Annotated in this window: 8 protein-coding genes and 1 other annotated feature; of the genes, 5 read left to right on the top strand and 3 right to left on the bottom strand. The window is 43.9% G+C overall.

What is annotated here, in order from left to right; genetic code table 11:
* Positions 1-135 precede the first annotated feature (135 nt).
* Positions 136-654 carry a gamma carbonic anhydrase gene (locus ASU00_RS14345; protein WP_057914280.1) on the bottom strand — a complete coding sequence of 173 codons (519 nt, stop codon included), beginning with the start codon at positions 652-654 and terminating at the stop codon, positions 136-138.
* 209 nt (positions 655-863) lie between these two features.
* Here ASU00_RS14345 and ASU00_RS14350 point away from each other — a divergent pair, with 209 nt between their 5' ends.
* Complete coding sequence (locus ASU00_RS14350; RefSeq protein WP_057914160.1) at positions 864-1,667, top strand: alpha/beta hydrolase; 804 nt, start codon at positions 864-866, stop codon at positions 1,665-1,667.
* Between the two features lie 434 nt (positions 1,668-2,101).
* On the opposite strand, the gene mnmM is transcribed toward ASU00_RS14350, so the two are convergent.
* Complete coding sequence (gene mnmM, locus ASU00_RS14355; protein WP_057914161.1) at positions 2,102-2,674, bottom strand: tRNA 5-(aminomethyl)-2-thiouridylate-methyltransferase MnmM; 573 nt, start codon at positions 2,672-2,674, stop codon at positions 2,102-2,104.
* Positions 2,664-3,632 (bottom strand): tRNA modification radical SAM protein MnmL/YtqA, encoded by a 969-nt coding sequence (gene mnmL, locus ASU00_RS14360; RefSeq protein ID WP_057914162.1) that lies wholly within the window; start codon positions 3,630-3,632, stop codon positions 2,664-2,666. Before mnmL ends, mnmM begins: the two co-directional genes overlap by 11 nt.
* A 167-nt stretch (positions 3,633-3,799) precedes the next feature.
* Between mnmL and ASU00_RS14365 the strand changes: the two genes are divergently transcribed.
* From ASU00_RS14365 to ASU00_RS14380, 4 genes are all read left to right on the top strand, one after another.
* The gene (locus ASU00_RS14365) at positions 3,800-4,300 is read left to right on the top strand and encodes an SMI1/KNR4 family protein (RefSeq protein WP_057914163.1); all 501 of its coding nucleotides are present in this window, start codon (positions 3,800-3,802) and stop codon (positions 4,298-4,300) included.
* Positions 4,301-4,397: 97 nt separating this feature from the next.
* Positions 4,398-4,661, top strand: a complete 264-nt coding sequence (locus ASU00_RS14370) for a DUF2524 family protein (protein ID WP_057914164.1) — start codon at positions 4,398-4,400, stop codon at positions 4,659-4,661.
* 154 nt (positions 4,662-4,815) lie between these two features.
* Positions 4,816-5,048 (top strand) — a binding site (T-box leader).
* A 53-nt stretch (positions 5,049-5,101) separates the two neighbouring features.
* A complete protein-coding gene (leuS, locus tag ASU00_RS14375) occupies positions 5,102-7,516 on the top strand; it encodes a leucine--tRNA ligase (RefSeq protein WP_057914165.1) in 2,415 nt (804 codons plus the stop codon).
* A 295-nt stretch (positions 7,517-7,811) separates the two neighbouring features.
* On the top strand, positions 7,812-10,645 hold a 2,834-nt coding region (locus ASU00_RS14380), incomplete at its 3' end, for a S8 family serine peptidase (protein WP_236712744.1).

Raw genomic sequence — 10,645 nt, forward strand, 5'->3', positions numbered from 1 at the left:
TGTACGTTTATTCGTGAATTCAAGAAGTTTACTCGCGAATTCGGGTCCGATGTGAAAAAGTCGCAGTTAATAAGAGCTCTTAAATAATGTGAATTCAAGTAAAATACTCGTATCTTTCAGTCAATTGCTTGTGAGTTACTGTATTCGTTCCGCCGATTTATAGTATTGTCCTTTTTCGGCGTATTCACGTACAATTCGTTCCATGTCCTGACGATCTTCGGCGTTGATTTCCCGAATCACTTTAGCTGGGCGTCCGAAGGCCAACATATTTGGCGGGATGACTTTGCCCTGGGGAACGAGACTGCCGGCTCCGATAAATGCTCCTTCGCCGATTTCGGCTGCGTCAAGTACGATCGATCCCATGCCGATCAAGGCTCCTTTGCGGATTTTACAGCTATGTAAAATGACCTGGTGGCCAATGGTTACTTCATCCTCAATGATCAATGGATTATTTGGGCTTTGGTGCAGGACGCTGTTATCTTGGATACTGACTTTTTTTCCGATGATGGTTGGGGCCACATCGCCGCGGATGACGGAATTGAACCAGATTGACGATTCGTCACCAATTTTCACGTCGCCTGTCACGACAGCATTTTCCGCAATATAAGCACTTTTGGATATTTCCGGCTTCTTATCTTTAAACGGATAAATAATCATTTTCAATCATTTCCTTTCCGAAGTGAGTGTTTTTATGTATTATTTTAATATACCGTATGCAATTACACTTGGCTATTTATAATACGAATGTACAACATGTTAGTTTTCTTTTTTGTTGGAAAATGAGAATATGGTTATAATTTATCTATATTATTTTAACAATTATGGATCTAAACAATATGTTAAAAGTGAAAGGGGGAATTCGAATGTGGAAATGGGAGACAGAAGGGGACGCAAAAGGCGTCATAGTCATCATTCATGGGGCAATGGAGCATCATGGCCGTTATAAGTGGGTAACACAAATGTGGCTGTCAGCCGGATATCATGTCGTCATGGGCGACCTTCCTGGGCAGGGGATGACCACTCGTGCCTACCGAGGACATATCGACTCCTTTGATGAATATTTAGACGAAGTGAAAAGCTGGATAGAGGATGCCTACGAATACTCGCTCCCGGTCTTTTTGCTTGGGCATAGCATGGGGGGGCTGATTTCGATTCGCCTTCTTCAAGAAGAGGAATGGGATATCGCAGGCGTGATTTTATCTTCACCTTGTTTAGGACTCGTAACAAAGCCTCCGAAGTTCCTGGCAAGCATCTCACATGGCTTGAATCTCGTGATGCCCCAGTTCAGGGTCGACTCGGGATTAACTCCTGAAATGGCAACAAGAAGCTCAGAGGTCCGTGAATGCGATAGAAATGATACACTATACATCACAAAGGTTTCCGTTCGCTGGTATCGTGAACTTGCACAGGCAATGAAGGATGCTTTTGAAGAGATTCCTGAATTTCAAGATGTGCCGCTTTTGGTCATGCAGGGCGGAGACGACAAGATCGTCAATAAAAAAGCGGTTCGCGAGTGGTTTAACTATAACTTGGCCAGTGAAAAGCAATATAAGGAATGGCCAAAGCTTTATCATGAAATCTTCAACGAGCCTGAACGTGATGATGTATTCCAATATGCGCTGAGCTTTGTTGAGAATCGTCTGAAAATATTAGGGTATGTCGTTTGAACGGGATATAATGCTATGCTGGATACATGAAAAAGCTGCCGAAATGAATGATCGGCAGCTATATTCAAGCAACTCATAATCTGTGAATGGCAAAAAAGGGCCACCTGCTTTGAATATGCCCTTAATTCGTCCTACATTCCTTTCAACGTGCAAAATCCGTCCTACGTCCGTATAAATTGTCCTCTAACGCCAATCAATCAACCTCTATGCGAAAAATTCGACCTGAAGCTTCAATAATTCGACCTAAACCGCAAGTAAATCGTCCTCGAACCAAATAATTCGACCTAAACCGCAAATAATTCGTCCTCTGACCAAATAATTCGACCTAAACTGCAAAAATCCGTCCGACCCCCGCAAATAACTTCCATAATCAAAATTCTTCAGTATTGATTTTCGATGTTGGAACAGTACCGTTCTTAATGGACGGTGTTGTTTCATCTCTTTTCAATCGCGATGATGAATGGGGGATTATTGGCTTGGTTGATGAAGCCGTATTTCAGGATGTGAGCTTTTTGTTGAGGAAAGTGCTGCACATAATCGATCAGTGCATCGCGTTCCTGTGATCCGCCTGGATGACCATGGTAGATGACGAGAATGATGATGCCTTCCGGCGCCAGCATGTCGAACAGTTGATCAAGGGCGGATATGGTCGTATCGGCTTTGGTGATGATTGATTTATCGCTGCCCGGGAGGTAACCGAGGTTGAATATGGCACCTGTAATCTTGCCAATATGTTCTTTGCCGATATATTTATTCAGCTGTTCATGTCCATCATGGATGAGGGTGCATCGATTATATAGACCCTCGGTTTCCAGTTTGGTCTTTGTGTTTTGGATGGCTTCTTTTTGGATGTCAAAGCTATAGACATGTCCGGTTTCACCGGTAAGTCCGGCAAGAAAGGCTGTATCGAAGCCGTTGCCCATCGTGCCATCAACGGCGATATCTCCGGATTGCACGGTTTTTTCAAGCAAAATCCTTGCGAAAGGCAAGATGCGGTCAAGCTTCATCCGTTTGTTCCTCCCTGTGATGATTTTTCCCTTGCCAGCTGTTACGGCGTTTCAATTCGGCATCGATGGCATTCAGGACATCCCATTTGTTGACGCTCCACATCGGACCGATCATCAAGTCGATCGGACCGTCACCTGTTATGCGATGAACGATCATTTCCGGAGGGATTATTTCCAGCTGGTCACAAACGAGGCTGACATAATCGTCACGGTCAAGAAACTCGAGCAGGCCTTTTTCATATTGCTTGACCATCGGTGTCCCTTTTAATAGATGAAGTAAATGGATCTTTATGCCCTGCACATCGAGTTTGGCGACTTCCCGGGCCGTTTCCATCATCATGCCGTAATCCTCCTGAGGAAGGCCGTTGATGATATGGGTGCATACGCGGATGCCATGTTTCCGCAGTTTATCTACGCCTTCTTTGTAGCAATCGAAGTCATGGGCACGGTTAATCATCGTCGCGGTCCGTTCATGAACCGTCTGAAGACCAAGCTCGACCCAAAGGTAAGTGCGTTCGTTCAATTCTGCCAAATACTCGACTACATCATCCGGCAGGCAATCCGGGCGTGTCGCGATCGAGAGCCCGACCACACCTTTCTGCGTCAAGACACTTTCATATTTCTCGCGAAGCTCTGCCACGGGTGCATGCGTATTCGTGAACGCTTGGAAATAGGCCATGTATTTGCCGTCTTTCCATTTATGGTGCATTTTTTCGCTGATTTTTTTGAACTGGACGTCGAGCGGCTCAACGCGGCTGCCGGCAAAGTCACCCGAGCCTGAAGCACTGCAGAAGGTACAGCCACCATGTGCGACGGTGCCGTCGCGATTCGGGCAATCGAAACCGCCATCGAGTGCAACCTTAAACACCTTATGTCCAAAGTGATTCCTTAAGTGGTAATTCCATGTATGATATCGTTTGTTATCCGTTGCATATATAAACGGGTTTGCTTGATTCAAATCAGCAACCTCCTTGGTATTAATAAAGCGCACCATATATTATACAACATTCTTGCAGCTAGGTCTTTTTTTGAAAAATAAGCGTATAATGTATACTTGAGGGCTGAATTTCTGGCTGCTAATTCGACATTTAGTGTAAGACTATATCCAATCGGGAGCTGATGGACATGACCGGTCAAGTTGAAGAAGCGATTAATCACATGAAAAAGCGATTAGCCGAAAAAAACCAGGTATTCGAAGCAAAGGAAGATGGATTTATATACCAAGCCACTTGTACCTTCAATTCACCTGCTTCAGATGAGGACATACATTCCTTTGAGAAGAAAACCGGATTGCTGCTGCCCGAGGATTATAAGGAGTTTTTAAAAATCACCAATGGATGCCGTCTGTTCGAACGAGAATCAGGTGGGGAAAATGATTTATATAGCCTGGAGGATATCATTAATTACACATATGAAGTGCCATATGAGGGATGCTTTAAGGTGGCCTGCATATATCAAGACAATATCGTCATCAACGGGGAAGCCGTATCCAAGGGAGATAAGGATTATATCATGGTAAAAGGACATATCGATGACTTTGAAGAAAGCAAGAAACTGCATATGAGCTTTGCTGATTGGATCGAGCGTTTCATATCCCATCAAGGTGAGAAGTTTTGGGAAAAGTGATGATCCAAAAAAATGATGATAATCCTCTCGTTATTTGCTCAAACTAATCAAGATGATTAGAAATCATCCAAATGATACGCGAAGGAGAGGGTTTGAAATGGCAACCAGACAATCCGTCGATCATTTTTTAGAGCAATGTGAAGGGGCTCTCCATTTTGCAGAGTTTGAATATAATGAGGCCTCACGGCAAGAGCATTATGATGATGAACAATTTCAAAATTCGCAAAGGTATATAGAAGAGGCTTTGACGGATATGGAACGATTGTATGCCAGTTCGAATGACCAGCAACGGGAAATGCTTTCGCGGATGAAGCAGCAGTTGAACGAATTGAGGAATGAAATGACTTTACTGCGACATTAAAGGGAAGCAAGGGAGCTATGCATGCATAGCTCTCTTTTTTGCACGATTTTTCTTGAATTCGCATATATAATGAAAAACCTGTCGATAATGTTTATGAACGGCTATTGCAATTGTCGGTGAAATTGACTAGAATGTAATATAATCAAATATTCTCATAAAGACTATGATGAGGAACAGTAGCGATTTTATTCCAGTATAGAGAGTTGACGGATGGTGCAAGTCAACCTGGGGTGTTCGTGAACTCGCCTTGGAGTTACAGGTGTGAAGGTGTAAAGTAATGCCTGTCGTTTTAATCCACGTTACGGATGTTTGAAGCTGGGCGGATTGTAATTATCGCCAATGTGGGTGGTACCGCGGGAAGATATACATAATCCTCTCGTCCCTATTTTGGGATGAGGGGTTTTTTATTGTTTTTTATACGTAAATTAGGAGGAAATCAAATGAGTTTCGACCATAGAAGCATAGAAACGAAATGGCAAAAGTATTGGGAAGGCAACAAGACATTCAAGACGGGTGAAGAAAGCGGCAAACGCAAATTCTACGCACTTGATATGTTTCCATACCCATCAGGGGCCGGCCTTCATGTAGGGCACCCAGAAGGTTACACGGCAAGCGATATTTTGGCACGGATGAAACGGGCGCAAGGGTATAATGTTTTACATCCAATCGGTTGGGACGCTTTTGGACTTCCGGCAGAGCAATATGCGATCGATACGGGAAATGACCCGGCTGAATTCACGGAGCATAACATCAACACGTTCCGCCGCCAAATCAAGGCGCTTGGTTTTTCTTATGACTGGGATCGCGAAATCAATACGACAGATCCTGATTATTACAAATGGACGCAATGGATATTCTTGAAGTTATATGAAAAAGGTTTGGCTTATATTGATGAAGTGGCCGTTAACTGGTGCCCGGCACTTGGCACGGTGTTGGCGAACGAAGAAGTCATCGATGGGAAAAGTGAGCGCGGAGGCCATCCGGTCGAGCGTCGTCCGATGAAGCAATGGATGCTTAAGATCACAGCTTATGCAGACCGCTTGATCGACGATTTGGATGATGTGGATTGGCCGGAAAACATCAAGGATATGCAGCGTAACTGGATCGGCCGTTCCGAGGGAGCGGAGGTTACATTCAATATTGACGGCTTTGATGATACGTTCACGGTGTTCACGACCCGTCCTGATACGTTATTCGGGGCAACATATGCCGTATTGGCTCCAGAACATCAGTTTGTCGAAAAAATTACGACAGCTGATCAAAGGGCGGCAGTTGAAGCTTATTTAGATGAAGTGAAGCATAAAAGCGACTTGGAAAGAACGGACTTGGCAAAAGATAAATCAGGCGTGTTCACGGGTGCTTATGCGATTAATCCGGTAAACGGCGAAAAAATGCCGATCTGGATTGCCGATTACGTGTTGATCAGCTACGGGACAGGTGCAATCATGGCCGTTCCTGCCCATGATGAACGTGATTATGAATTTGCCGTCAAGTTCGAGTTGCCGATCAAGGAAGTCGTCGCTGGCGGAGATGTGACAAGTGAAGCATATACGGGCGATGGCCTTCATATGAATTCAGAATTTCTTGATGGATTGAATAAAGAAGAAGGCATTTCAACCATGATCAAATGGCTTGAGGAAAAACAAATCGGTACGAAGAAAATAACCTACCGCCTTCGCGACTGGTTATTCAGCCGTCAGCGCTACTGGGGTGAACCGATTCCGATCATCCATTGGGAAGACGGCACGATGTCTGCAGTGAAGGAAGAGGAACTTCCTTTGATTTTACCGAAAACGACAGACATCAAGCCATCAGGTACTGGTGAATCTCCACTTGCGAACATTACTGAATGGGTGAACGTAACCGATGAAAACGGACGGAAAGGCCGCCGTGAGACAAACACGATGCCGCAATGGGCAGGTAGCAGCTGGTACTTCCTTCGTTATATCGATCCGGACAATAAGGAAGCACTTGCAGATCCGGAGAAATTGAAAGAATGGATGCCGGTCGACATATATATTGGCGGTGCCGAGCATGCGGTGCTTCACTTGCTTTACGCTCGTTTCTGGCATAAATTCCTGTACGATATCGGTGTCGTGCCAACGAAGGAGCCATTCCAAAACCTATTCAACCAAGGAATGATCCTTGGCGAGAATAATGAAAAAATGAGTAAATCCAAAGGAAATGTCGTGAACCCGGATGATATCGTGGAAAGCCATGGTGCCGATACACTTCGCATGTACGAAATGTTCATGGGTCCATTGGATGCATCGATTGCTTGGTCCACGAACGGATTGGACGGTTCGCGCCGATTCCTTGATCGTATTTGGCGTTTATTAGTTAACGATAATGGAACGTTGACCGATAAGATGACTGAAACGGATGACACCGGCAAGCTTGAGAAAATCTATCATCAAACGGTTAAAAAAGTGACCGAGAACTATGAAGAATTGAAATTCAATACGGCAATTTCACAATTGATGGTATTCATCAATGATGCTTATAAAGCCGATGCGCTTCCTAGAGTGTATATTGAAGGCTTCATTAAATTGCTTGCACCGGTTGCACCGCATATCGCCGAAGAGCTTTGGTCTAAACTAGGTCATTCCGAAGGCATCACTTACGGAACATGGCCGGCGTTCGATGAAGCGAAGTTGGTGGATAACGAGGTCGAAATCGTCATCCAAATCAACGGGAAAGTCAAAACGAAGCTGATGGTGCCGACTGACACCACGAAAGAAAAACTGGAAGAGATCGCGATGGGTGATGATTCCATCAAAGAACAAATCGATGGGAAAACGATTCGTAAAGTCATTGCCGTACCAGGCAAATTAGTCAATATCGTCGCAAATTAAAATAACTCGAGTGAAAACTGCTCCGCATGAGTTCATGCAGGGGCAGTTTTTTTACGGACAAAACAGGACTTAAGTAATGTTTGTGTTAGCCGGTTTCAGATAAAATCATCAGGAGTTGTCCATAAGATTCCAATTATGTCGCTAACTTGGTACGTGGGAATCATTTTTCCGTTCGGCGCTCACATATATCAGCATTTTCCATAGAAAAGGGAAAAAATTGGTTGATAAAATTTTGCAGTGTGATAGTTTAGTATAGTACTATATTTTTTTTTAACCAAATATTGGAGGTAAAAACGTGAAACTTAACAATGCTAGTAGAATGACAGTGTTTGTACTTATTTTTGCCCTGATTTTCAGTTTGATGATTCCACAAAATTCACATGCTTCAACTACATCGATTGAAAATGTAAAAACGATAAAAAATGGAGACACGTTGGACGGAAAGTTTGAAAAACCTGATGTTCATTGGTACCAAATCACCCCGACAGCAGAAGAAGTCCAAAAATTCTCCCATGTCGAGTTTGAGGTCGATTCGGATAAAATTTTGAATATTTCCGTCTATCCAAGTAAGGAAAAAGCCGAAAAGGATGAGAGCAACTATTGGTTTTCTTCTTATCCGGATGAAAAAGCGGTAATTGATTTCCCTTATGCCTGGGAAGGAACGTATTATGTGAAAGTTGAATATTTAGGCGAAACGGATGATGAAGGAAACCCAATCCCGGATGCCAAAAATGAAGCGGGATATTCCATCAATGCCCATTCGGTAACCTTGCCGCCATCCGCCGGGGAAGAGGAGATGGGACTTGAAGAATGTCCGGTCGAAGTGAGTGCGTACGACAAAAAAACGGGTGAAGCATTGTTGAAATCACTCCGTGTGTTTAGAGATGAAGTTCTCACGACGTCCTCTGAGGGACGCAGCCTTTCTTCTTTATACTATAAAGCTTCGCCATTCCTTGCCTATCATCTGGCTAGCAATAAAAAAGCGAGGGATGCCGCGTATAAATATTTAGTCGAGATTAAGCCGCTGTTTGACGACATTAATGAAAACGGAGCAAGCACCACCGAAGACATTGACAAAGATCAGCAAAAAGCTATTAAAGAATTGTTCACTATGGCTGCGGATGCCGCACCGGCTGGATTGAAAAAGGATATGGACAGCCTGGCAAAGAAAATCGATCTTGATAATCTTGCAGGTGAGAAAATCGTCAATATCGCAAGCAAAGCAGGAATCGAGCTGCCAGCTTCAAAAAACACAAAAAACAAATACATCGTTAAACTAAAACCTGGGAAGTCATTAAGCTCCGTCCAATCCAAGGTAAAAGGATATGGAACATTATCGACTCCCGAGAAGCAAGAGCCAATGTATGATGATATGTACGTCGTTGAGTTAGAGAACGAAGCCCACACGAAGGCCTCTGCTGCTCTATCAACCATCGAAAAATATCCAGAAGTGGAATTTATCGAACCGGTCAAAACGTATAAAGCTCTTTCAGCCGACATTCAGTCACCGTATCAATGGTCGTTGAATAATGCTGGTGGAGAAGAAGGCATCACTGGCGCGGACATCGATAACGAAAAACTGCAGAACTTGATTACAAAACGTAATTTAAAGGAAACGTTAGTAGCGGTTATTGACACGGGTGTCGATGATTCACTAGCCGATTTACAAGATCGCGTTCGCATGGACTTAGGTAAAAACTTCATCGATAAAAAAGGAAATGCAGTCGATGACAATGGCCATGGAACACATGTATCCGGAATCATCGCTGCCAAAGCAAATAATGGATATTCCATGCAAGGAATCAATCCATTAGCAAAAATCATGCCTGTTAAGGTCCTCGATTCTTCGGGATATGGAGACAATGAAAAAATTGCCCTAGGCATAAAATATGCCGTCGATAAGGGTGCCAAGGTGATCAACCTTAGCTTGGGCGGAGAATACAGCAGGACGATTGAATATGCTTTGAAGGACGCGGCTGCCAAGAATGTAATGGTTATCGTGGCAAGCGGCAATGATGGGGTGGAAGCTTTATCTTATCCTGCATCCTCCAAATATGCGATTTCCGTCGGTGCAACCAATGCCCTTGATTTAGTATCCGATTATTCCAATTATGGATTCGAGTTGGACATGGTCGCTCCTGGGACAGCCATTCCAAGTCTTGTGCCTAATGGAAATGTTACGTATATGGATGGTACATCCATGGCAGCTCCCCATGTTGCGGCAGCTACAGCTCTGTTACTATCCGCAAACCCTGGGTTGAAAATCAATGATGTAAGGAAAATCCTTCATGATACATCGGAATATGTGAAATTTGATGAAGAAGATAATGCATACCCTACTGAGGAATATGTAGATGAAGACGGGGAAATCATCTTACCAGAAGAAGAACTGCCTGTCGGCAAAGATTTAGTATCAGGATATGGAAGATTGAATGCGTACAGTGCACTAAGTGCAGTGGATCTACAAGCGATAGTCAATCCTGTATTCGATAACAAAACAACACTGACTGGATCGGCTAAAAAAGGTTCGGCAATCGAAGTGAAAAGCGGAAGTAAATCACTAGGTAAAACAACAGCTTCAGCCAACGGAACGTTCACAATCAAAATTCCGGTCCAAAAAGCGGAGCAGATGCTTACTGTGAATATCTCTGATTCTGCCAAGCTAGCAGTATCTACAATCAAAGTATTCGTGAATAAAGGGGCAACCCCTAAAAATCCAACTGTTAAGCCTGTCAGTGACAAAGACGTGTATGTAACGGGTCAATCGCAAGCCGAGGTGAAAGTCACGGTCAAAAACAGTGCGAAAAAAGTGATCGGCTCAGCAAACACGGACAGCAAAGGGAATTTCAACGTGAAAATCAGCAAACAAAGTGCTGGCTCTAAACTGTCCGTCACAGCTACCGACTTAGCAAAACGGGAAAGCAAGGCAACTACCGTGACGGTTCTCGATAAAACCGCCCCTGATGCACCGAAAGTGAATGAAGTAAGCGACAGCGCAATCAAAGTAACCGGTAAAGCGGAAGTGAGTTCAACCGTTACCTTGAAGCAAAACAATAAAAACATCGGAACGGCAACCGCTGATAGTAAGGGGAACTACTCCATCAAAATCAGCAAGAAAAAAGCCGGCTC

The organism is Peribacillus muralis (genome assembly GCF_001439925.1).
GTDB lineage: Bacteria > Bacillota > Bacilli > Bacillales > DSM-1321 > Peribacillus > Peribacillus muralis.